This is a genomic window from Arthrobacter sp. R1-13 (assembly GCF_054161475.1).
The window spans coordinates 269,138-292,789 of record NZ_CP096420.1; the positions used below are offsets into that span (position 1 = coordinate 269,138).

Sequence of the window (23,652 nt, forward strand, 5' to 3'; positions counted from 1 at the left end):
GAGCTAGGCCGGAATAACGGTGGCTGCGCCGTGCCGATCGACGTCGACATTGAAAGTTCGGCCTCCTGCTTGAAGCCCTTCGAAGGTACACGCGCCAAACGGCACGGGGACGGCGGCAGTCACCTCGGGCAGCAGCCCGGGGCCTTGCGGGGTCAGGCCGAGCGTTGCGAGCATCAGGGGCACCGCGGATGCTGCTGCCCAAGCCTGGGGGCGGCACGAGGCAGGGTACGGCTGAGGTCCGCCCTGGGCTGAGCTGTGACCGGAGAACAGCTCAGGCAGGCGGTAGTCGAAGATTTCGGCCGCATCCATCACACCGGCGGCCAGGAGGGCTGCTTCGTCGTTAAAGCCGGCTTTTGTCAGGCCGTCGAGGGTCATGGCCGTGTCATGAGCCCACACGGATCCGGAGTGGTAACGCAGGGGCCAGTAGGCTCCGTTGCCTGTATCCAAGGTGCGGACGCCGTAACCGGAAAACATGGTGGGGTGCATGATCCGGCGTGCCACAAGCTCGCTTTCCTCCTCATTCAGGATGCCGGTGCCCAGCAGGTGACCCATGTTGCTTGCGACTCCATCAACCGGCCGCTTATCCACATCCAGAGCAATCGCCGGGTAAGCGCCGATCTCATCCCTGCACCAGAACGCGCTGCGGAACTTGTCAGCCATGGCTGCTGCATAGGCCCTCCATTCCTCAGCCCCTTTAAGTCCGAACGCGTCCAGGAGATCGGCTGCATGTGTTGCGGCTTGATAGGCATAACCCTGCACTTCGGCCAGCGCGATGGGGCCAGTGGCCAGCGAACCGTCGTTCCAGCGGATGGAGTCGGCGGAGTCTTTCCAGCCCTGATTCGCCAGCCCGAATCCTGTCTCGTCGATGTACTCAAGGAAGCCGTCGCCGTCGGGGTCGGCCCAGTCCCGGAGCCAGAGCAATGCTTCTTCCAGGTTGCTCATCAGATCCTTAACTTCCTCCTCCGGCATGCCCCATTTCCAGGCGTCGTGGAGTAGGGAGATCCAGAGCAGTGTGGCGTCCACCGTTCCGTAGTACACAGGTGGAAGCCGGAGTTCCCCGTTGCTGACGTCCCCGGGCATCCGAAGCTCGCCGCGGCGCACTTCGTGAAGGATTTTGCCCGGTTGCTCAGCAGTGGCAGGATCGTACTTTGTGCCCTGACGGGCAGCGAGCGTGCGCAGCGTTCCTGCTGCCAATGACGGCTCAATGGGGAGGAGCATTCTGGCTGCGATCAGGGAGTCCCGTCCAAACAACGTGAAGAACCACGGAGCCCCGGCGGCGAGGAAAACATCCTGCGGCGAAGAAACTGCGGACATCCGCAGCCCTTCAAGATCTCCGAGGGCCTTTTCTGCCAGTGCGGTCAGGCGCCGGTCATCAGCACGGACACGGAATGATGCAGTTGTGGGCTGGGCAGCAACGAAGGGGGCAAGACTGTCCTTGGCCTGCACCTCCCAGCCAACCCGGGCCGTACCGCGGGCCGGAATCCTCAATTCCCACCTGAGGCGAAGCTGACTGTTTTTCGGTTCAATCACAGCCCCTGGCGCGCTGATCGAAGAGCTGACGCCTTCCGCAGCTGCCTTCCAAACCCCGCCGTCCAATACCGGCGGGACAGGGTGGGCCCTGCCACCGGCCTTTACCGACTCCAACGGTGAAAAGTCGGACCCGAGCTCCATCTCGATCACGGCTGTGACGTCCTTGCTCAGATCGGATCGCAGGATAATTTCCTCGCTGACGCGATCTGTGAGGATGCTGCGGCGACGGGTCAGGCTTACCAGAGGATCGGGATTCTCGCTTCCGAGGGTCCGGATAAGGGCGTGGAAGGAAACAACCGAGCCCTGCGCCGAGCTGGAGCCCACGGATTCGGGTTCCTCGCCGTTGACCGTCAGGACAGCTTCATCGATCACCCGGGTATCTGCACAGTAGATGCCCTGGACACCGCCGCTGCGCCGCAACTGCCCGTCATGCTCGGACCAGACCTGCATGGGGGCGGCCAAAAGGACATTCAGATCGTGGAGGAACGGCTGCCTGTTGTTCATTGATACTCCTTGGCCGCAAGCGCGGAACATTGCTTTCGGGCACTGCACGTGCGCTGTTGAAAATTGCTGGCAAAGTGAACCGAGATTCCCGTCTCACTCAATTTGACGTCTTGGGCCTTGACAGTGGCAGAACTCACAACCATCATTGTGAAACACCCATTTGATCGTTCAAATACAGTTTTACAGCAAAACTTGATCGATCAAAAGCCCCCGGTCCCAAATGACACACCACCGGCGCCCGCTGCATCAACCGCGGCCTGCACTACCCGGGACCGAGGAATCCTGGCCAGCCCGGCACCCACGGACCGGCCGACCCGAAGTGCACGCAAGCCACGTTCAATGCGCCCATCGACGGACGCATTCCGAAACAGAGGATCCCCCGAATGAAAACACCACGCGCCTCACGCCTCGCCGCAGCGATCACCATTTGCGTCACCGGGGCTCTCGGCCTTACCGCTTGCGGTTCCGGGTTCGCCAGCCCCTCCGCCAACGAATCATCCGATGCGGGCTCCGGGCCGATCAGCGTGCTGATCGGTGCTTCTGGCGATGCCGAGGCAACTGCAGTGAAAGCTGCCGTTGCTGACTGGTCCAAGACCTCAGGCACGGAAGCCTCCGTGAACGTAGCTTCAGATCTGATCCAGCAGCTCAGTCAGGGCTTCGCTTCCGGAAAGCCTGCCGACGTTTTCTACCTGTCCCCTGACCAGCTCAGCGGCTACGCCGCCAACGGTTCCCTTGAGCCCTACGCGGACTCGCTTGCCAACAAGGACGATTTCCAGCCGAGCCTGACCAAGGCCTTCACGATTGACGGGAAGTTCTACTGCGCGCCCAAGGACTCCTCCACCCTGTCCCTGGTTATCAACAATGACCTCTGGAAAGCGGCCGGCCTCACTGATGCAGACATTCCCACCACGTGGGATGAACTCGAAGGCTCAGCCAAGAAGCTCACATCCGGCAACACGGTCGGCCTCACTTTCAGCCCTGAAATTGCACGCGTCGCAGCCTTCTTCCCTCAGGCAGGCGGGTCCCTGCTCAGCCCGGACGGTAAGACAGCCACCGTCAACAGCGCCGAGAACGTGGAGGCACTGACTTTTGTAAAGAAGATGCTGACCGACGGATCAGCAAAGTTCTCCTCTGACCTCGGTGCCGGTTGGGGAGGCGAAGCCTTCGGCAAACAACTTTCCGCCATGACAATCGAAGGCAACTGGATCTCCGGAGCCCTCTCCAAGGACTTCCCCTCCATCAAGTACAGCACTGTAGAGCTTCCCGCAGGCCCCAAGGGCAAGGGCACTCTGCAGTTCACCAACTGCTGGGGCATCGCAGCGGACAGTAAGAACAAACCCGCAGCCAAGGCCCTGGTTGAGCAGCTGACCGGTACCCAGACCCAGATGACCTTCGCGAAGGCCTTCGGCGTCATGCCGTCAGTTGTCTCTGCAGAGAGCGAATTCAAGAAGGAATTCCCGGAACAGGAAGCATCCATTGCAGGCGTCGAGTATGCCCAGACGCTCCCATCGCAGCCCGGCGCTGCTGACGTACTCAAGGACTTCAACGCGAAACTGGCAACGCTGCAAACGTCAGATCCGAAGGCCATTCTGGACTCCATCCAGACCGAAATGACGGCGACGTTGTCAAAGTGAGCACCCTTACACGCAGTACCCACAGGACCGGTGCCCCCAGAACCCGGTCCGGCGGCGGCGGGGCAAAGGGCAAGCAGAACGCTACCGGGTGGCTCTTCACGGCTCCCGTGCTGATCATCCTCGGCCTCTTCCTGGTCCTGCCTGTCATCATGGCAGCCTGGGTCAGCATCTCGGACTGGACGGGAAGGGGGAGCCCCTTCGCCGGCACCACACAATTCGTGGGAGCAAAGAACTTCGAAGCGGTTATCTCCGGCGGCGGTCTGGCAGAAAGGGACTTCGGTACCGCCCTGCGGAACAACCTGTACTACGTTGTGCTGGTTGTTCCGCTGCAGACTATAGCGTCCCTCTTCTTGGCGGTGATGGTGAACGGCAGGCTACTGAAGGGAAAGGGCTTCTTCAGGACCGCCTTCTACTTCCCCTCCGTCACCAGCTCAGTGGCGATCACGGTCCTATGGCTGTTCCTGTTCAATGCCACAGGCGCTGTGAACAAATTCCTGTCACTGCTCGGAATTACCGGCCCGAACTGGTTCCAGGATCCTAAGGGGATCATCCATCTCCTGGCGCAGTCGGTTGGCATTGGCAGCCCGCCCCCTGCAATGGAGTCCGGAACGTTCCTGGGGGTGAGCTGGTGGGAGTGGCTCTCCGGGCCGTCCGTGGCCATGTCCGCTTTCATCCTCATGGCGATCTTCACCACCTCCGGGACGTTCATGCTCCTCTTCATCGCCGCTCTGCAGAACCTGCAGGGCGAGCTTGAAGAAGCGGCAATGCTCGACGGCGCCACCGGCTGGCAGCGTTTCTGGTACGTAACCCTGCCCATGCTCCGCCCCACGCTCTTCACCGTGATCACGCTCGGTCTGATCGGGTCGTGGCAGGTGTTCGATCAGATCTACACCGGAACCGAAGGCGGCCCAGCCAAGACCACCATCACCCCTGCCTACCTGTCCTTCAGCACCGCCTTCAACAACCAGCAATGGGGGCAGGGCGCAGCCATAGCTTTCTTGCTGTTCGCGATCATCATCGTCTTCACCGTGATCCAGCGGGTGGTGCTCCGAGAGCGTAATACTGTGCCCCGCCGCAAGCGAATGAATCCAGAACCCAGCAGGGGGAGAGTACTGTGACCACGCTGATATCGGATACGCCGGAGACCACCGCCCCGGCATCCCCGGCGCCTGGCAAGACCCGCAGGAAACGTCAGGGAAAATTCATCTGGCTGGCCTATGTAGTCCTTATTTCACTGGCCGTCGTCTACATATATCCGTTCCTCATCAACCTCGCGACGTCATTCAAGACCGAACCGGACGCCGCGAGCGATCCCCTGTCGCTGTTTCCGGCAACCTGGTCCACGTTGGCCTACCAGAAGCTCTTCCTCAACTCGGATTTTCCGTTGTGGTTCGGGAACTCCGTGGTGGTTACGGTCTTCGTCACCTGTGGGCGGGTATTCTTCGATCTGCTCGCCGGCTACGCCTTGGCTCGCATCCCCTTCCGCGGAAGGTCAGTGATTTTTGCCGGAGTTGTGGCTGTCATGGCAGTCCCTGGTGTCGTTCTCCTTATCCCGAAATTCCTGGTGATCAACCAGTTGGGGCTTTACGACTCCTACGCGGGCATGGTCATTCCGCTCATGGCTGACGCGGCCGGTGTGTTCATTATGAAGAACTTCTTCGAGTCCATCCCGGCAAGTGTCGAGGAACAAGCCAGAATCGACGGCGCAGGAACCTTCCGCACGTTCTGGTCGGTCGTCCTGCCTATGTCCATGCCGGCCGTCATGACCATCGTCATTCTTTCGTTTCAGGGATCCTGGAACGAGCTGAGCCACTTCATCATCTCCGCACAGAGCCCCGAATTGACAACAATCACCAAGGGCGTGGCCCAGCTCTCGTCCGGTCAGCTCAGTGCGGGAACGCAATATCCGCTCAAACTGGCGGCGGCAGCGATCATGACCATCCCGGTGGCCATCGTGTTCTTCATCTTCCAGAAAAGGATCATGAACAGCACGGCAGGGGCGCTCAAGGAGTAATCGGCCCGTCGGCCTAAGGCCGTTTGCCTTTGGACTGGAGTCCGCTACCAGACTCCAGTCCAAAGCTCCCAGCCTTCCGCCGTCGCCGCCATACACTAAAGAAAACAAGGCTTGATCGTTCAACTAACCCCTGACATTTACGTCTATCAGCAAGGAAGCAGAGGATCAATGGGTTCCCGACCAACCCTGGCGAGCCTGGCGGGGCAGCTCGGAGTCTCCCGGCAAACCATTTCCAACGCCATCAACGCCCCTGAGCGAGTCAGCCCTCCCACTCTGGAGCGGGTTATGGAGCTGATTGCCGCGTCCGGATACCGGCCAAACAGTGCCGCCCGGCAGTTGCGCACCCGGCGATCCCGGAACCTTGGCTACCGGCTGTTTCCGTCCGCGGACGGCATCAATGCAGCGATTATGGACCGGTTCCTCCACGCCCTGACAGAGAGGCTGTATGAGCACGGCTACCGCGTCACTGTATTTGCCGTCTCAAACGACGACGCCGAGATCGAAGCCTACGAGGAGCTTCTGGAGACCGCAGAACTTGACGGATTCATCGTCGCGGATACCCGACAGGACGATCCCCGGACGAGTTGGCTGATGGACAGGGGAGTCCCGTTTGTCACTTTCGGACGACCGTGGATCGCTGACAATGACAGCTGCCCTCACTCTTGGGTGGACGTCGACGGACGTGTCGGAACTGCTGAAGCGACCAACTACCTGCTCAGTCAGGGCCACCGTCGCATAGGCTTTCTTGGCTGGCCCGAAGGCAAAGAACTCGCACGCGACCGTCCCACCGGATATGAACTCGGACGCGACCGCCGCGAAGGCTGGAAAGCGGCGCTCGCACCCCATCTCGAATCAGGGGAGTTGGAGTCATTGTCCGTGGGCGTGCCCGACAGGATCCGTGAGGGTGCAGCCGGAGCCCTGACCCTGCTGAGGAACGGCGCCACGGCGATAGTCTGCGCCAGCGACTCCCTGGCGCTCGGGGCGTCGGAGCGACTCAGAGCCGCTTTTCCGGACAAGTCCCCGGCTGTTATCGGCTTTGACGACACGCCAGTTGCCGCTGCGGTAGGGATGAGCAGCATCTCCCAGCCGGTGGAAGAGGTGGCCGAGAAGGTAGTCGAGATCATGAGAACCATCCTCGACGGTCCCGCGAATCAGGCGAAGGAACCCCAGCACCTGCTTCTTCCTCCGCGGCTCGTGCTGCGTGACGGCGGAGGACCCTTGGCCAACACCCCAACTTCTTAGACAACAAATCGACCGCAACAAAAGAGGGCAGGTCCTTTGACCGTGCCCAGATGTTTCCTGCCCCAATGGGGCTTTGATCTGGATACCCCTAATGTGCTCCCAAGAACAGGAAATCCCTCTTGACCATCCCATCCTTGACCGTCGGCCCTGTTGCGCGGCACCACAAGAGAATGAATTGACAGGCGGATGATCCCGCCTGCTGAAGGCACCCGTCCCTCACCAGGAATGCTGGAAATCAGCGTGACGAAGGCGGAGGAAGTGGACCAGGCGATAAGGGATGCCATTGGCGAAGTCTCCGAAGCGGCCACACAGTACCGGATGGGCATCCTGGTCACACGGATCGGCGCAGGACGCTACATAGTTCGGGCTCATCCTGCCGTCCCCTACGGGCTGATACGTCAAAAGCACGACTGATCAGGCTGTCCCTGGCAAGGCTATTTTTCCCCAAGAAGTGTGGCCGTGGCCGAACAGTTCGTCGTCCAGTCCCCTGTAGTGGTCGGTGCGCCCCGACCGCCTCCCGGCCGGGGCGCTTTGTTTTACCCGAACATCGACTGTTCCAGAGGCGTGACCGTCAGGGACTTCAGGCGGGCAGTGCCGCCGTCGGCGAACAGTGCTACCTCGTCTGCACCCGAACCGGGGAACACCTGGTCTGTGATGGTGCGTTGGCCGTCTTGGGCGAAAACCTCCACCGAGGACCGGTCAACGTAGATCCGCAGTGTCACGGTGCCGTCGGCGTTCAGCGTGACGGGGGCTGAGTCGATCGAGGTGAACAGGGGGTGGAATCCGGTGTTTCCGGAGTTGCCCCGGTCCACGTAGACCTCGCCGCTCGATGCGTCGTAGCCGATCACCGTGGAGTGTGTCCCGTCGCCAAGGACTGTGATGCCCGACTTTGCTGCTGTTCCGGGCGCGAACGTTACGTCGATCCGCTGGACGTCACCGGACGCCGACGCCGGCAGGGGGTGCGTGCCCGGGGCAATATTGGCGCCCTTCTTGTCGCTGTAGCTCGCCTTGGTGCCTAGTTTGTCCACCTGCTTCACGGCCTTCTGGGCTAGCCTGGGGCCGGCCGGGGTTTGCGTCAGCGAGACTTCGCGCGGCAGGGACATGGCGCTGCGCCACGGTGAGGTGGGGATGGTGTTGGCGTAGTCCCAGTTGTTCATCCAGCCCAGCATGACTCGTTTGTCCTCGGGCATATTGCCGAAGGAGACCGAGGCGTAGTAGTCCCGGCCGTAGTCAAGCCAGTCGTAGGAGTTGATCCGGGGCCTTGCCGGTGCAGACGAGGCGATGAATTCGTCCGCGAGGATGTGGCCCCAGCCGAAGCGGTTGTTGTCCACGATTCTTATCTGCGCCTGACGGCCCTTGAACTCGGAGACGTTCCAGTTGGCCCAGTCCAGAACCTCACTGTTTGCTCCTGTTGTGGACCGGACCACTTGGCCGTCCACCACCAGGTTCACGCTGGTTTCGTCCGAGCGGGGCACCGCTGCCTGGTCGGTCAGCATGACGTGGTCCAGGGTGAGGTGCCCCCAGCCCCCGGTGGCCTGATCGACGATCCGCAGCTGCGCCTGCTTGCCCGCAAACTCCGAAACGTCCCAGCCCTTCCAGTTGAGCTGGCCAGAGCCGTCCCCTGAGAGGGTCCGCACGACGACGCCGTCCACCAGCAGCTGGGCCTCAAGCACCTGGCCGCTCCCGGGGTTGCGCTGGCCGCCGCCCACCAGAAGGCTGATGAAGTTGCGCGTGAGAGTGAACTCCGGGGATGTAAGGGTTCCTTGACGATCATCGCCGGGGGTGGCGCCGGTCTCCCAGGTGTTGATGCGTTTGGCGCCTAGGTAGTAGTCGCCGCCGGAGGTGGCGGGCTGGAACGACGGCGCGAGGTCACCGGTGCCAGTCCAGCCGGCGTCGGCGAGGGTGCTGCTCTCGGGAACCTCAAAACCGTCGAACAGCAGATCGCCGGCCGGGGGAGTGTTGTCCAGTTTGTCCGACACCCTCGGGTGCTGCCCGCCGCCCACCAGAAAGTTGATGTAGTCGCTGTCCACGGTGAAGTCGGGGGAGGACATGGAGCCCAGCGGCCAATCGCCGTCGTTGAATGAGTTGATCAGGCCAGCGCCGGCAAAACCGGTGACGGGGCTCTGGCCGGGGAGCGATCCGGCAGCCGGGGCGTCTCCGAATGGTCCGTTCTTCCAGTTGCCGGGCTCATTATTCACCGTCCAGCCGTTGTAGGTCCCGTCGTTGTACCCGGCTATCGGAGTTCCGGCCGGCAGGGTCTCACTTGGCTTGGTGCTTTCGGAGGTGAAGGTGGTGCCGTCGAAGCTGCCGACGAAGTATTGTCCGGCCGAGCCCCCGGCCACGCCGCCCGGATTAATGTTGACCACCATGACCCATTTGACGTTGTTCGGATCGCCATCCACGGCTAGCGGGAAGAGATCCGGGCACTCCCACAGCCCTCCCGTAGCATTGGCTGGCCCGAATTCGCTGAGGGCTGTCCAGTCCTTGAGGTCGGTGGACTTGTAAAGCAGCACCTTGTGGTCGGTTGCCTCTACGGCTGTCATGACCCAGTAGCCGCCGCCGTCGGGGGAGCTGTACCAGAAGACCTTGGGGTCGCGGAAGTTGGCCGAATTCCGGTTCAGGACTGGATTTCCGCTGTATTTGGTCCAGGTCTGGCCGTCGTCCAGGCTGTACGCGAGCGACTGCGCCTGCAATCCTCGGTGCGGGGAGGCGTCCTTGTACGCGCTGGTATAGATGGCCACCAAAGGCGGGTTTTCTGCGGTTCCGAAGCCCGAGGAATTGTCCTTATCCACCACGACGCTTCCCGAGAAAACGTCCTCCTGATCGTCCGTGGAGATGGCCAGCGGCTGCTCCTTCCAGTGCACCAGATCCGGAGACGTGGCATGCCCCCAGGACATGTTCCCCCAGGTGTTGCCTGAGGGGTTGTGCTGGTAGTAGAGGTGGTAAACGCCCTTGTGGTAGACCATCCCGTTGGGATCGTTCATCCAGTTTTTCTCCGGCGAGAAATGGACTGCCGGGCGGTACTGTTCCTGCCCGAGGCCACCTTGGGGACTTCCGACGTCGGACTCTCCGGCCGAGACGGGACCTGCCCCGGCGAGCAAGCCGGCGAGCGTCAGCCCGGCCAGCGTCATGGCCGAAAAAGAGTGGAACCTTGCCGTTCGTTTCGTGTCCATATTTTTGAATTCGCCCTTCATTGCGCGTGCCTTTCCCCAGTAGACAACGTTGTCAGTGAGGGGAACGCTAGGCTAAGTCCACGGGACAAGTCAATGAATAAAAAAGTTGTTGACACGCTTTAGTAACGCGCGTAACCTCGATCCAACGTCTTAGTAACGCGCTTTACTCACGAGGTGGACGCGGATCCAAGAGACACCAGACCAAGCACCATCGCCAGTCACAGTGCCGGCGTCAACGGAGACCACGGGAGAATTCCAATGGCGAAGAACGGCCCCATCACGAAGTCGGCCGCAGTGCGGGCTCGGGGCGTCACCATGAACGACGTCGCGAACTATGCGGGCGTCAGCCGCACCACCGTATCCTTCGTTCTGAACAGCCGGTCTACTGCCAATATCTCGGAGGAAACCCGCAAGCGCATTATTGAGGCGGTGCAGGAACTGGGCTACCGCCCAAACGCCGGCGCACGCGCCTTGGCCTCCCAGCGAAGCGACTGGTACGGGCTCGTCACCGAAATCGTAACGGCTCCGTTTGCAGTGAACGTCATCAAGGGCGCCCAGGACCAAGCCTGGCTTGACCGCCGGTTCCTTCTCATTGCCCCTTCCGACCAGGCCGATGCCGTAGGACCCAACCAAGGCATGGAAGATGCTGCCGTTGAAAAGCTCCTGGAACAACGAGTGGAAGGGCTTTTGTACGCGGCAACATACCACCGCGGCGTGCATGTTCCGGAAAGCGCCCACGAGGTTCCCACTGTGCTGATCAATTGTTTCGATGCGGACGGGAAGCTGCCCTCGATCGTCCCGGACGAGCGCGCCGGCGGCAGGGTTGCCGTCGAACGTTTGCTCCTGGCTGGCCACAGCAGGATCGGAGTCATCAATCTGGACCCGCACATCCCGGCGGCCGTCGGGCGTTTGGAGGGTGCACGCGAAGCACTCGCGGGCGCCGGGCTGGAACTGGATCCGGAGCTGGTGGTGTCCGGACATGCGACGGCGGATGGGGGCTACGAGGCGGCCTGCGAAATCCTGGACCGCTATCCAAAAGATCAACGGCCAACCGCCCTGTTCTGCCTCAATGACCGCATGGCGATGGGCGCATATGACGCCATCAAGGAACGGGGACTGACCATCCCCGGGGACATCGCTGTGATCGGCTTCGACAACCAGGAACTGATTGCGGCCTACCTCAGGCCAAAGCTGACCACGGTTGCGTTGCCATTCGAAAAAATGGGCGCTCTGGGAGTCCGGACGCTCGCCGCTCTGACAGCAGGACAGCCGATCACTGCCGACCAGCAACTGGTCGACTGTCCGCTGCTAGAACGCTCTTCGGTCTGACCGTGAAATCAATTTCGAAGAGCTAACCCTTACCCACCCCTTCACCTTGCTGATGAAGATAGGAAAGAGATACCCATCATGACACAACCCCGATACCTGAGGTCTGCCCGCGTGGCAGCGGCCGGATTGGCGGTAGGCGCAATGCTGCTCACTGGCTGCGTTGCCACCGTCAACAAGCCCGCCGGCACCGATGCAGGAGCGAACGCGAACGCCTTCCTGACCATCCCGCGTGAGGACATGGGGACGTTCGTACAGAACTTCAACCCGTTCGCCCCCACCGTGAATCCGATGGTTCAGCAATCGATCTACGAATCCCTGCTGATCTTCAACCCCGCTAAGGGAAACACGACGCCGTGGCTCGCCACGGAGTGGAAGGCCGCCGAAGACGGCAAGTCCATCACCTTCACCTTGCGCGACGGCGTGAAGTGGTCCGATGGTCAGCCGCTGGTGGCCGACGACGTCGCCTACACGTTCGAACTCCAGAAGAAGATCAAAGGCGGCTTCGAGTACCTGGACAAGGTAACCGCTGAAGGCACCAACAAGGTCACGTTCAACTTCAACAAGCCATGGTCGCCGGCCCTCTACGAGGTCGGACAGCTCAGCATCCTGCCGAAGCATGTTTGGTCAGCGCTAACCGACCCGGAGAAGGACGCCAACGCAAAGCCTGTTGGTACTGGCCCGTATACAGAAGTGGACAGCTTCCAGGCCCAGTCCTTCGTGCTGAAGAAGAACCCCAACTACTGGCAGCCGGAAAAGCAGAAGATAGCCGGTATCAAGATGCTCGCCTTTGCGGGCAACGATGGGGCCAACCTTGCCGCTGCTAACGGCGACGTGGACTGGGCTCCGCAGTACATTCCGAACATTGAAAAGACGTTCGTCTCCAAGGACAAGGAACACCGTCAGTACTGGTTCCCGGCCACGGGTGCCATGATCAACTGGCAGCTCAATACCACCAAGGCGCCGTTCAACGATGTTGACGTCCGCAAGGCGCTGAGCATGGCTGTTGACCGTGATCAGGTGACCAAGATCGGCATGAGCGGCTATGCCAAGCCCGCCGACTGCACAGGGCTCTCCGGCAACTACGAAACCTGGAAGAACAGTGAGGTCAAGGACAACTGCACCTGGACCAAACTTGATGTGCAGGCGGCAAACGACCTCCTGGACAAGGCCGGCTACCCCAAGGGTGCTGATGGCAAACGCACGCTCAAAGACGGCAAGCCGTTTGAGTTCAAGATCTCCGTGGGTGCGACGTCATCTGACTGGTTGTCCGTTGCCAACGTGATCTCGCAGAACCTCGCCGAGGTTGGCGTGACGGTCAGCGTTGACTCGCCGGACTGGGCAGCCGTGGTGGCTGGCTACGAGACCGGGGACTTTGACTCCGGCATTGTGTGGAGTGCCAACGACCCCAGCCCGTACAAGTACTTCAACACGTCCATGGGCACAGCGACCGTGAAGCCGGTGGGCACCAAGACGTTCGACAACTACCACCGCTTCGGCGACACCAAGGCTGATGCCCTGTTGGCCGAGTTCGCGGCAGAGTCCGACGAGTCCAAGCAGAAGGATATCGCCAACAAGCTGCAGGAAGAGTACAACGACGCCGCTCCGCTGGTCCCGCTCTTCTCCGGCCCGGAATGGGGGGCCTTTAACGACACCCGTTTCACCGGCTGGCCCACCCAGGACAACCCGTACGCAACCCTCTCGGTCCGTGCGCCCACCACAGTCCTGGTGCTGACCTCGCTGGAACCGCGGAAGTAGTCCCCACCGCCTCCCTAGCCTCGCTTCGCTTCGGCCAGGGAACCCGGGCGGCGTGGGCCCACCCACCGCCTCCCTAGCCTCGCTTCGCTTCGGCCAGGGAACCCGGGCGGCGTGGGCCCACCCACCGCTGGTCGCCGGCAACCCGGCGACCAGCCCTGAACTGCACGCCCGGCGGCGCCTCGCCGTATCGAGGGACAAGCCAGCCGGGCGTGGCCCCAAACGTTCCATAATTCCCGAAATGGAGGGAAACTGTGCGCTTCATCCTTCGCCGTCTTGGTTTCTACCTGATCGCCTTCTGGGCATCCATCACCCTGAACTTCCTGCTCCCGCGCTTCATGCCCGGCGACCCCGTCTCCCGCATGTTTGCCCGCTCCCAGGACAGGTTGCAGCCTGAACAGATCGACGCTCTGCGCAAGCTGCTCGGAGTGGATAGCCGGCCCCTCTGGGAGCAATACATCGGCTACCTGCAAAACGTGTTCACCGGCCAGATGGGCGTCTCCATTTCCCGTTTCCCCACTCCGGTCACCGAGGTTATCTCGTCCCAGATCGGCTGGACCCTCCTGCTAGGGGGCACCGCGCTGGTGATTGCCGCCGTCGTGGGCAACCTGCTCGGTATCCTCGCGGCCTGGCGACGGGGCGGGGTGATCGATTCGGCGCTGCCGCCGGTGCTGGTGTTTATCGGTTCATTCCCGTACTTCTGGCTCGCGATGGGTGCGCTGTACCTGTTCGGCGTGGTGCTGGGCTGGTTCCCGATCCGCCACGCGTTCACGGACGGATTGGAGCCCGCGTTTACCTGGGAGTTCATCGGCGACGTCGGTGCTCACCTTGTACTGCCGGCCTTGACGATTGTGCTGGTATCCATAGGCGGCTGGATGTTGGGCATGCGGAACACCATGATCGCCACGAATTCGGAGGATTACATCACCATGGCCGAGGCCAAGGGTCTCCGGCCGGGCCGGATCATGCTCCGCTATGCAGCGCGGAACGCCATGTTGCCGTCGGTCACGAGCTTCGGCATAGGGCTGGGCTTTGTGGTGGGTGGTGCGCTGCTCACCGAGGTGGTGTTCGCGTACCCCGGTGTTGGCTACCAGCTCCTCAATGCAGTCCAAGGCCTCGACTACCCGCTGATGCAGGGCCTGTTCCTGACCATCACCGCCGCCGTGCTGTTGGCGAACTTCCTGGTGGACATCCTCTACGTCCGCCTCGACCCGCGCGTGCGCAGCAACTGAGGGACCCATCATGACAACCGCAATTCTGAAGCAGCCCACTCAGCCCACAACTGCCCGCAAGCCCAACCGCAGTTTCGTCCACGGGCTTATCACCAACAAGAAGGCACTAGTGGGCATGATCGTGATGCTCGTGTTCATCGCGCTAGCTTTGCTGGCCCCCGTGCTGTTCCCCGGAGACCCGTCGCGGATCACCGCGATGGCCTCGCTTGAACCGTCCCCCGAGCACTGGCTGGGCACCACGGCCAAAGGTCAGGACGTGCTTGCCCTGACTGTCCACGGCTCCCGCAGTTCCTTGTTCGTTGGATTGACTGTGGGCTTCGCATCCACCTTCATCGGCATTTTGGTGGGCCTGGCCTCGGCGTACTTTGGCAAGTTCATTGACGAAGCACTGTCCCTGGTGACCAATGTCTTCCTGCTCCTTCCCGGACTGCCGCTTCTTGTCATCCTGGCCGCGTTCCTGCCGCCGGGTCTGGGAACCGTGATCCTGGTCCTCGTGGTCACCGGTTGGGCCGGGTCGGCACGTGTTTTGCGCTCTCAGGCGCTGTCCATCCGCTCAAAGGACTTTGTGGCCGCGGCCGTGGTGTCCGGTGAACGGGCCGGCCGGATCATGTTCCGGGAGATCCTGCCGAACATGGCCTCAATCGTCATGGGTACGCTGCTGGCCTGCGTGATTTACGGCATCGGCGCCCAGGCCGGACTGGAGTTCCTTGGCCTGGGTGACGTCAGCACCGTCTCATGGGGCAACAACCTCTTCTGGGCCGGCAATGAGGGCGCCCTACTGACCGGCAGCTGGTGGGTCTTTGTTCCCTCGGGTGTCTGCATCGCGTTGGTCGCGTTCGCACTGGCGCTCGTCAACTACGCCGTGGACGAGGTCACCAACCCCCGGCTGCGGAAGATCAAAGCCCCAAAAATTAGCGAAAGGAGCACCGCAAAGTGACAGTTTCCCAAGTTTCCTTCGGCTCCCACGAGCCCGTCCTTGAGGTCAAGAACCTCACCGTCAAGTACATCGGTGACACCCGCTCCACAACCGCCGTCGATCGTGTTTCCTTCAGCATCGGCACCGGTGAGGTGTTCGGGCTGGCGGGCGAGTCCGGCTGCGGGAAGTCCACCATCGCCAACTCGATCATGCGGCTGCTGAAGGATCCCGCGAAGATCGCCGGCGGCAGCATCTCCTTCGGCGGCAAGGACGTCCTGGCCATGAGCCCGGAGGAGCTGCGGCGCTTCCGCTGGCAGGACGTGGCCATAGTGTTCCAGTCGGCCATGAACTCGCTGAACCCGGTGCTGACCATCGGCGAGCAGATCGTGGACATTTTCACCACACACTCGGGCTATTCGCGCAAGGAATCGCTGCGGCGAGCCGGCGAGTTGCTCGAATTGGTGAGGATCGACTCCGCACGCCTCAAGTCCTACCCGCACCAGCTTTCGGGCGGCATGCGCCAGCGTGCGGTGATCGCCATGGCCGTGGCGCTCAAACCGTCCGTTTTGATCCTGGACGAACCCACCACCGCTCTGGACGTGGTGGTGCAGCAGGAAATCATGGCCCAAATCAAGGAACTCCAACGCGAACTGGGCTTCTCCGTCCTCTTTATCACCCACGACATGTCCCTCATGGTGGAGCTCTCGCACCGCATGGCCGTGATGTACGGCGGCCGCATCGTGGAGACCGCCAAGGCCCAGGACGTCTACACCAACCCCCGCCACCCCTACACTCAGGCGCTGATGAGTGCATTCCCGCCGCTCACCGGTCCGCGGGTCCCGCTGACGGGGCTACCCGACGGCGTGAAGTTCCGGAACATCCCGGACCTTACCGAAGCAGCACCCGGCCATTTCGTAGCACCCGTCAGTGCCGACGCTTCAGCGGCTGACACCGCCATCATGGAAGGAGCCGCACGATGAGTCACGCTGTACTGTCATCCCAGGACCCCTCCGCCGACACCGATGCTCCAGCCCTCGAGGTCCGCGGACTAGGAAAGTCTTTCCCAATAGGTGGTTTATTCTCCCGGGATTCCGTCCGGGCCCTGCACCGCGTGGACCTGACCATTGGCCGGGGCGAAATCGTGGCCCTCGTGGGAGAGTCCGGGTCCGGTAAAAGCACCCTGGCCCGGTGCGTTGCACGGCTGGAAAAGCCGAGCTCCGGCCAGATCCTCATTGACGGCGTCGACGTCCTCAAGCGAGACCGCTTCCAGGCATCCCGAGCCTTCCGCTCCCAACTGCAGATGGTCTTCCAGGATCCCTTCGGCTCGCTGAATCCTGCCCACAGAGTGGAGCACTTCCTGCGAAGGTCCCTAGCAATACACCGGAAGGGCGGCAGCTCCGAGGCAGAGACACAGCAGCGACTCGAGGAGCTTATGACCACCGTGGGCCTGCAGGCGGACATACTGAACTCCTACCCGCACGAGCTCTCCGGCGGTCAGCGCCAGCGAGTCGCGATTGCCCGGGCCCTTGCCGTGGAACCACAGGTCATCCTCGCCGACGAACCCACCTCCATGCTGGATGTTTCGGTCCGGATCGGCGTGCTGAACCTGATGCGGAAGCTGCGCGATGAACAGGAAATCTCCATGCTTTACATCACGCACGACCTCGCCTCGGCCCGATACCTCGCGGACCGGACGGCGGTCATGTTCGCCGGAGAGCTCGTTGAAGAGGGCGAGTCTTTGGACCTCCTGGCCAACCCTGCCCACCCCTACACGCAACTGCTGGTCACAGCCGTCCCGGATCCGGCCCGGGCTGGATCCTACGATCCCGTCCGCCGTGCCGAGCTGCGGCAGGCTGTGATGGCTTCGACCACCTGCACTTTCGACGGCGACCCAAACCAGGTCTGCTCGGCCGAGGAACCCGTTCGCCACCGCGTGGGCGACCCCGAAAACAGTCACTGGGTGCGCTGCCACCCATACCGCCCGCAAGCTGGAGCTGGCGGCCATGCCCTGGCAACTGAACCTACCGGCAACAGAGCTTCCGCATGACAGAACTTACGCACCCGCTGGCCACAGTGCCCCGGGACGAACTCGTCGCCCGGGCGGCAGCCGACCCGCTCCGGCCCCGCTTCCACTTTGTATCCCCGGCGGGTTGGCTCAACGACCCCAACGGGGTTTCGCAGTGGAACGGCACCTACCACCTCTTCTACCAGTACAACCCTCAGGGCGCCTTCCATCACCGCATCCAGTGGGGCCATGCCACCAGCACGGACCTGGTTACCTGGAAGGACCAGCCTGTGGCGCTGTCTGCGGGCGGTCCGGACAGCACCGACGCTGACGGTTGCTGGTCCGGGGTTTTGGTGAACGACGGCGGCACGCCCACCATCGTCTATTCCGGCCGGCACGGGGAGCATGAGCTGCCTTGTGTCGCGATTGGGAGCCCGGACCTGCTCAGCTGGACCAAGTTGGCCGAGAACCCTGTGATAGCCGCCCCACCTGCCGACGTCGACATCACCGCCTACCGCGACCACTGTGTCTGGGAGGAGGGAGGCCGGTGGCGGCAGCTGGTCGGCTCAGGCATCCGCGGGCGCGGCGGAACGGCGTTCCTTTACGAATCGGCGGATCTGCGGAGCTGGGAGTACATTGGTCCGCTCTGCATCGGCGACTCGTCACAGGGCAGACGCACCGACTCGGACTGGACAGGCACCATGTGGGAGTGCGTGGACCTGTTCCGTGCCGACGGCGATGCACCAGGTCAGGTTCCGGACACCTCGGGCGCTTCGGGTGGGGATTCGCATGTGCTGGTCTTCTCGGCCTGGGACGACGGCGTGACGCACCATCCCCTCTACTGGACGGGGCGATACTCGGGCGACGCATTCCAGCCGCACGCCCTGCACCGGCTCGACTACGGCGGCCGTTATTTCTACGCACCGCAGTCGTTCCAGGACGAGTCAGGCCGCCGGATCATGTTCGGATGGCTGCAGGAGGGTCGCTGCGAGGATACCTCCGTGGAGGCGGGATGGTCGGGAGTGATGAGCCTCCCGCGGGTTGTTTCGCGTGACTCTGACGGTTCCTTGTTCTTCGCACCGGTGCCCGAGGTCGCTGCCCTCCGCCGGGAGCACATGAGTGTGAGCCCGGCCGTGATCACGGAATCCACCTCGGGACCCCGTGTCGTCACCGGCGTTTCGGGCCTCCAACTGGACGTTGAGCTGGAGCTGGAACTGGACCCGGGCGCCGTCGTCCGCCTCGGCGTGCTGGAGACACGGGATGGAGACGGGTCCTCAATCGAGCAGACCGCCGTCGAGCTTTCCCGCGGGGACGCCAGTCAACGCTGCGGTGAGGCACCCAGTCAGGGCACGCTGCGCCTGGACCGGACCCGTAGCAGCATGGAAGCCGACGTCGACACTGATCCCAGGGAGGGGCCGGTGTCCATGCCTGGTGGGCGGGTTTCGCTGCGTGTCATCGTGGACCGTTCCGCCGTCGAGATTTTTGCGAACGGCAAACCCCTCACGGCACGCGTGTATCCGCGGCTTGGCGGAGGGGGCGTCAGCCTCGAGGCCATGGAAGGCACAGTCCGCGTGGTCCGTTTCGACGCCTGGACAATGGGGGAAATCTTCGGCAGCAAGCGCCTGCTCTTTCCTTGAACCCAGTGCCTATGCCGGGACTTCATCCTTTGATGCCAACTCGTGTGGGGGAAGTTTTGGCGAGACACCTGCAGCCTGATCTCCTGCCGGCGTATTCGCCAGCCAGCAGATGTTTTGCAGCCTTTCGAAGGAGGAGGGAAGAGTGTCATCGGGCCATACCGCCCCTATCCAGGCGATGATTTGAGCGGGCGTGTCCGGCCAAGGAAAATGGTCCGTGCCGATCATGTCTCCAACGCTGAGGAGCCCGGTTTTCAGGGCGGTCACGAGTTGCCCGATGACCTCTTCCCTCAGCTCAGGGCCATCCGGGCAGCCGGAAAGTGAACTGACGTGGTGGGCAAACAGGCCAAGACTCATGCAGTCGCCCCGGTTATCCGCAAGCACCAGCTGCAGGACGGGATTCACAGGGGCAGCTCTCATACGGGACTGACGCGCGTAAGTCCGGATCGTGACGCTGACCGTTCTGGAAGCCATTCGTGACGTGAAAGTCCTCAACAGGAAGCGCGGAGTCCGTCATGATTTCCGTCTCGCGGGGTTGTAAAGGTGTCGGATGGCGGGATCTGGCGGCCAAACTACTCAACCTGGCGAGCACCTCTCGCAATGAATACGGAGAAACGCCACGTGAGAAAGCCTCATATCGGAAAGCCACCCCTCGTATCCTGGACCGTCCAGTCAACGTTGCGCGACGACGTCGCAGATCCTGCCGGGTACACAAGTTTCATCCGCACCTACACGGAGATGTGGCCCGGGCGATACGGAAGGTTGGCTCACTCCATCCGGGTTAATGATTGGGACCAGGCCATGGACGCTGCACTGAGTCTCAGGTCCTCCAGCGAAATGCTGGGCGCCGTTAACCTAGCCAGATTGGCCTTGGCCGTTGAGCAGGCAATCCGCAGCAGGCAGCTTCATGCCGCCGGAATGCTGCTGCCCGGATTAAAGTCCTGCGGTGAGGATACGATGTCCGTCCTCCTCCGAGGCTCTCAGTCCGTAGGGCCGGAACGCACGGGATACCGTTCATAGCTCAGTCGTAAGTTAGCCATGCGCCTGACACACCTCACCTGCGCCCCGCATGCAGGGCCAACTCCAGCTCGAAGCGTGCTTTCGGATCCTCAAGATCCTCGCCGAACAGTTCGCGGAGCTGGGCGGCCCGGTAGCCCACTGTCTGTGGATGGATGCCCAGCTCGGCGGCAACGGGGCCTCGCTGGCCCCAATGCCGCAGCCAGGACAGGAGCGTCTCCGCCAACCGCTCGCGTTGGGCCGGGCGCAAGGCCTCCAAGGGGGCCAGCCGCCGGTTTGCGAGTTCAGCGATCGCCGACGGTTCGGAACCAAGGATGATCTTGGAGAGGTGGTCGTCGGCCCACACCGGACCTTCCTCCGGTCCTTCGCGCGGTGGCAAAACCGAGGCGGCCAGAACCGCCAGCCGCAGGGAATCAGGCACTTTTTCCCAGCCGACGGCAGGCCCAACAGCGGCGGAGCGTCCACGGAGTGCCTTTTCCAGCTGTCCGCGGGTTGCGGGGGAGTTGCGGGAGGGAACGAGTGCCACGACGTCGGTTTCGCGCTCCACCACCAGCGTTCCGGCGCCAAGCTGGAGCCGGAGCCCGGCGGTACGGTCAAGCGGCATGGTCACCACCCTCAGCTCCTCAGGAATGGCCCAGTCCGCCATGGAGGCCTTCTGCCGGAGGGCAGCCTCATCGGCCTGGCCGGACAACAGGAGTTCCAAGAGTTCGGTGCGCCGCCGTTCCACAGCTCCGGCACGCTCGGACTGTTCAAATGCGAATGCCTCTGCGCTGACGGCGGACAGCTCGTCAATGTAGGCGAGGATGGATTCGCCGAGGGCCACAACCACGTTCAGCCCCAGGTTCCGGTCCATGGAGATCCTCGACATCTCCCGGAAGGTCACCCTGGCGCTCATGCGATACGCGCTGAGGAGGGCATCCATGCTCCTGCCCTGCCGAAACTCCCCGCTTCCCAGGCCGGCAACCAGCTGCCTGCTTTCCTCAGAGAGTGCAGGCAGTCTGGTGCCGGGGAGCTGGAGGAACCTGTCGAGGGCGGCTCCCACTCCGCGCCGCAGCCCGCGGCCAAAGCGGCCTTCAATGGGGCGCGCATAGGCGGGCACCAGTTGGGGTACGGACTCAATGATTGCCTCGACAATGCCGGGCATCAGAGGCCGCAGTATTTCGCTGACTTCCACCGGAAGCTCCAGCCAGGGAGGTTCATGGGCCGGGGTGGCTTGACTCTTCTTGGAGGGATGGTTCATGAGAGACTTCCATAAGTTGTTTCGGGGGAACAGTTTAGAACGTTCGATCGTATTCCCTGGGAGAAGTAATATGCCTCGTTCCGACATAAGCTTAGGTCTATGATCCGGCTCCGTAAGCTGGCGCGCGCCGCATCTCTGTTCACAACCCCGCTGGCTCCAGAAGACTTCCTGGCGCTATTCAACCCTGTTTTCTCCACGCGACAACTTCGTGGCGTGGTTACCAGGGTGGTTCCGGAGACCGCCGATTCCGCCACAATTTTCTTCCGTCCCGGCCGCGGCTGGCAGGCCCACAAGGCCGGCCAATGGGCCCGCATAGGCGTCGAGCTTGATGGTGTCTTCCATTGGCGCTCGTATTCGCTCAGTGCTCCCGCCGGGCAGGACCCTGCCATTACTGTCTCCGACGTCGGGGCAGTATCAGGCGCCCTGGTCCGCAACACCAGGCCCGGTGACGTCCTCTTCCTCGCGCCGCCACAGGGCGATTTCGTGCTCCCCGAGCATCCGCGGCCGCTGCTGATGCTCACCGCGGGCGCCGGGATCACCCCCGTGATGTCCATGATCCGCACGCTGGTGCCGCACCGTCCTGATTCGGACGTCGTGCTGATCCACTCAGCGAGGACTCCAGCTGACAGTATCTTCAGGGAGGAACTGGCTGAACTCGCGGACCAGTTCCCGAACCTGCTGGTCACCGATTGGTACACCAGCGAACGTGGCAGGTTCGACTTCAGCTCGTCGAAAGAGCTGGATGCGCTTTGCCCCGACTGGCGCGGCCGTGCCGCGTATGCCTGCGGGCCCGAGGGTTTCCTGGACGACGCCGAGTCGCTGTGGTCGGCCGAGGCTGCTACCGCTGCCAGGAACGGAGGCAAGTCTCCCGCGGGGCCCTTTGCCGCTGACCCGGTGAACCTCATCATCGAACGCTTCACCACCAGCCTCGCCGGCGGTGACGCGCACGACGGCGGACTGGTCACCTTTGAGGCCTCCGACCGCGAAGTTGAGGCTGACGGCGCCACTCCTCTTCTCGACGTCGGTGAAGACGCCGGCCTGCTGATGCCCAGCGGATGCCGCATGGGTATCTGCCACAGCTGTCTCATTCCACTGCGCGCAGGTCACGTCCGTGACCTCCGCACCGGTGAAGTCCATGGCGAACCGGGCCAACTGATCCAGACGTGTGTTTCGGCAGCCGCCGGACCCGTTAACCTCGACATCTGAGGAGCAACATCGAATGACAACTGTTTCAAATCGCACCCACGAGGCAACGGCAGCCGGAGCTCCGGCAGGCGCCAAAACGCGCCCCGGCGCGCTTGCAACAACCGGCAGTCCGCTGGTACGCCCACCCGCTGCGGCCCACCTCACCGACGAACAGGTGGCGGAGCTGGGCCGTGAACTTGATGCCATCAAGGATGATATTCTCGGCAAGCGCGGGAGCTCGGATGCCGACTACATCCGCCGGATGATCAAGATCCAGCGCGCTCTGGAGATCTCGGGCAGGGCAGCCCTTCTCTTCAGCAAGAACAAGAAGGCCTGGGTGGCGGGTACCACGCTGCTCAGCTTCGCCAAGATCCTGGAAAACATGGAGCTCGGCCACAATATCCTGCACGGCCAGTGGGACTGGATGCGTGACCCGGACATCCACTCCACCACTTGGGAATGGGACTTCGTCACCCCGGCACGCTCCTGGCAGCACACCCACAATGACCTCCACCACCGTTGGACGAACGTTGTGGGCAAGGACAACGACGTCGGATACAACCTGCTGCGCATGGACGCCGACCAGCCATGGAAGCCCTTTAACCTGGGCAACCCGCTGTACAACGCGCTTCTGGCTCCCGTCTTCGAGTGGGGCATCGCCATCTACGACCTCGAACTCGCTGATTACCAGGAGGGAAAGAAGACCAAGGAAGCCCTGATGCGGGACCTCAAGGCCCTTGGGAAAAAGGCACTCAAGCAGTTCACCAAGGACTACGCCGCTACCCCTGCCGCAGCCATGCTCACCGGTTCAGGGAAGCAGGCGCTCTACGGCACCCTCACAGCCAACGCGGTCCGCAACGTCTGGGCCCACGCAGTGATTTTCTGCGGCCACTTCCCCGACGGCGCGGACACCTTTACCGAGGAAATGGTGGAAGGCGAGACCCGCGGCGATTGGTACGTGCGCCAAATGATCGGTTCCGCCAACATCTCAGGTTCCAAGTTCATGCACCTCATGACCGGCAACTTGTCCCACCAGATCGAGCACCACCTCTTCCCTGACCTTCCGTCCAACAGGTATGCCGAGGTGGCCCCGAAGGTGCAGGAGATCTGCAAGCGCTACAACCTTCCGTACACCACCGGCCCGCTGCTCAAGCAGGTCGGGTCATCGTGGGCGAAGGTCTTCAAACTGGCTGTTCCTGGCAAGCCCAAGACCACTTAGTTCACTCATTGAGGCCCCGGTTGCTC

Annotated in this window: 19 protein-coding genes; 15 read left to right on the forward strand and 4 right to left on the reverse strand. The window is 62.4% G+C overall.

The window, feature by feature from the left end; genetic code table 11:
• Positions 1-3: 3 nt before the first annotated feature.
• Positions 4-2,034 (reverse strand): amylo-alpha-1,6-glucosidase, encoded by a 2,031-nt coding sequence (locus M1D88_RS01380; protein ID WP_458112841.1) that lies wholly within the window; start codon positions 2,032-2,034, stop codon positions 4-6.
• Between the two features lie 383 nt (positions 2,035-2,417).
• On the opposite strand from M1D88_RS01380, the gene M1D88_RS01385 reads away from it, so the two are divergent.
• From M1D88_RS01385 to M1D88_RS01405, 5 genes are all read left to right on the forward strand, one after another.
• Positions 2,418-3,668: a sugar ABC transporter substrate-binding protein gene (locus tag M1D88_RS01385; RefSeq protein ID WP_458112842.1), complete on the forward strand. Its 1,251-nt coding sequence runs from the start codon at positions 2,418-2,420 to the stop codon at positions 3,666-3,668.
• A complete protein-coding gene (locus M1D88_RS01390) occupies positions 3,665-4,786 on the forward strand; it encodes a carbohydrate ABC transporter permease (protein ID WP_458112843.1) in 1,122 nt (373 codons plus the stop codon). Before M1D88_RS01385 ends, M1D88_RS01390 begins: the two co-directional genes overlap by 4 nt.
• Positions 4,783-5,682, forward strand: a complete 900-nt coding sequence (locus tag M1D88_RS01395; RefSeq protein ID WP_458112844.1) for a carbohydrate ABC transporter permease — start codon at positions 4,783-4,785, stop codon at positions 5,680-5,682. The genes M1D88_RS01390 and M1D88_RS01395 overlap by 4 nt, the downstream gene beginning before the upstream one ends.
• 168 nt (positions 5,683-5,850) lie before the next feature.
• A complete protein-coding gene (locus M1D88_RS01400; protein WP_458112845.1) occupies positions 5,851-6,924 on the forward strand; it encodes a LacI family DNA-binding transcriptional regulator in 1,074 nt (357 codons plus the stop codon).
• A 186-nt stretch (positions 6,925-7,110) separates the two neighbouring features.
• Complete coding sequence (locus M1D88_RS01405) at positions 7,111-7,338, forward strand: hypothetical protein (RefSeq protein WP_458112846.1); 228 nt, start codon at positions 7,111-7,113, stop codon at positions 7,336-7,338.
• 122 nt (positions 7,339-7,460) lie between these two features.
• On the opposite strand, the gene M1D88_RS01410 is transcribed toward M1D88_RS01405, so the two are convergent.
• Complete coding sequence (locus M1D88_RS01410; RefSeq protein WP_458112847.1) at positions 7,461-10,097, reverse strand: GH32 C-terminal domain-containing protein; 2,637 nt, start codon at positions 10,095-10,097, stop codon at positions 7,461-7,463.
• Positions 10,098-10,355: 258 nt separating this feature from the next.
• Here M1D88_RS01410 and M1D88_RS01415 point away from each other — a divergent pair, with 258 nt between their 5' ends.
• The 7 genes from M1D88_RS01415 to M1D88_RS01445 all read left to right on the forward strand — a co-directional run bounded on the left by M1D88_RS01415 (position 10,356) and on the right by M1D88_RS01445 (position 18,968).
• A complete protein-coding gene (locus M1D88_RS01415; RefSeq protein ID WP_458112848.1) occupies positions 10,356-11,426 on the forward strand; it encodes a LacI family DNA-binding transcriptional regulator in 1,071 nt (356 codons plus the stop codon).
• 78 nt (positions 11,427-11,504) lie between these two features.
• Positions 11,505-13,181 carry an ABC transporter substrate-binding protein gene (locus tag M1D88_RS01420; RefSeq protein ID WP_458112849.1) on the forward strand — a complete coding sequence of 559 codons (1,677 nt, stop codon included), beginning with the start codon at positions 11,505-11,507 and terminating at the stop codon, positions 13,179-13,181.
• Between the two features lie 251 nt (positions 13,182-13,432).
• The gene (locus M1D88_RS01425; protein ID WP_458112850.1) at positions 13,433-14,410 is read left to right on the forward strand and encodes an ABC transporter permease; all 978 of its coding nucleotides are present in this window, start codon (positions 13,433-13,435) and stop codon (positions 14,408-14,410) included.
• A gap of 10 nt (positions 14,411-14,420) precedes the next feature.
• Complete coding sequence (locus tag M1D88_RS01430; RefSeq protein WP_458112851.1) at positions 14,421-15,347, forward strand: ABC transporter permease; 927 nt, start codon at positions 14,421-14,423, stop codon at positions 15,345-15,347.
• Positions 15,344-16,306: an ABC transporter ATP-binding protein gene (locus tag M1D88_RS01435; protein WP_458112852.1), complete on the forward strand. Its 963-nt coding sequence runs from the start codon at positions 15,344-15,346 to the stop codon at positions 16,304-16,306. The genes M1D88_RS01430 and M1D88_RS01435 overlap by 4 nt, the downstream gene beginning before the upstream one ends.
• On the forward strand, positions 16,303-17,373 hold the full coding sequence (locus M1D88_RS01440) for an ATP-binding cassette domain-containing protein (protein ID WP_458112853.1): 1,071 nt from the start codon (positions 16,303-16,305) through the stop codon (positions 17,371-17,373). Before M1D88_RS01435 ends, M1D88_RS01440 begins: the two co-directional genes overlap by 4 nt.
• Positions 17,370-18,968, forward strand: a complete 1,599-nt coding sequence (locus M1D88_RS01445) for a glycoside hydrolase family 32 protein (RefSeq protein WP_458112854.1) — start codon at positions 17,370-17,372, stop codon at positions 18,966-18,968. The genes M1D88_RS01440 and M1D88_RS01445 overlap by 4 nt, the downstream gene beginning before the upstream one ends.
• Before the next feature lie 9 nt (positions 18,969-18,977).
• Here M1D88_RS01445 and M1D88_RS01450 read toward each other — a convergent pair whose 3' ends face one another.
• The gene (locus tag M1D88_RS01450; RefSeq protein ID WP_458112855.1) at positions 18,978-19,439 is read right to left on the reverse strand and encodes a hypothetical protein; all 462 of its coding nucleotides are present in this window, start codon (positions 19,437-19,439) and stop codon (positions 18,978-18,980) included.
• A 147-nt stretch (positions 19,440-19,586) separates the two neighbouring features.
• On the opposite strand from M1D88_RS01450, the gene M1D88_RS01455 reads away from it, so the two are divergent.
• Complete coding sequence (locus tag M1D88_RS01455) at positions 19,587-19,985, forward strand: Hpt domain-containing protein (protein WP_458112856.1); 399 nt, start codon at positions 19,587-19,589, stop codon at positions 19,983-19,985.
• 34 nt (positions 19,986-20,019) lie between these two features.
• Here M1D88_RS01455 and M1D88_RS01460 read toward each other — a convergent pair whose 3' ends face one another.
• Positions 20,020-21,222: a PucR family transcriptional regulator gene (locus tag M1D88_RS01460; protein ID WP_458112857.1), complete on the reverse strand. Its 1,203-nt coding sequence runs from the start codon at positions 21,220-21,222 to the stop codon at positions 20,020-20,022.
• Between the two features lie 99 nt (positions 21,223-21,321).
• Here M1D88_RS01460 and M1D88_RS01465 point away from each other — a divergent pair, with 99 nt between their 5' ends.
• Both M1D88_RS01465 and M1D88_RS01470 read left to right on the forward strand, forming a co-directional pair.
• Positions 21,322-22,428 (forward strand): ferredoxin reductase, encoded by a 1,107-nt coding sequence (locus M1D88_RS01465; RefSeq protein ID WP_458112858.1) that lies wholly within the window; start codon positions 21,322-21,324, stop codon positions 22,426-22,428.
• Between the two features lie 13 nt (positions 22,429-22,441).
• The gene (locus M1D88_RS01470; RefSeq protein ID WP_458112859.1) at positions 22,442-23,626 is read left to right on the forward strand and encodes a fatty acid desaturase family protein; all 1,185 of its coding nucleotides are present in this window, start codon (positions 22,442-22,444) and stop codon (positions 23,624-23,626) included.
• The last annotated feature ends 26 nt before the right edge of the window (positions 23,627-23,652 follow it).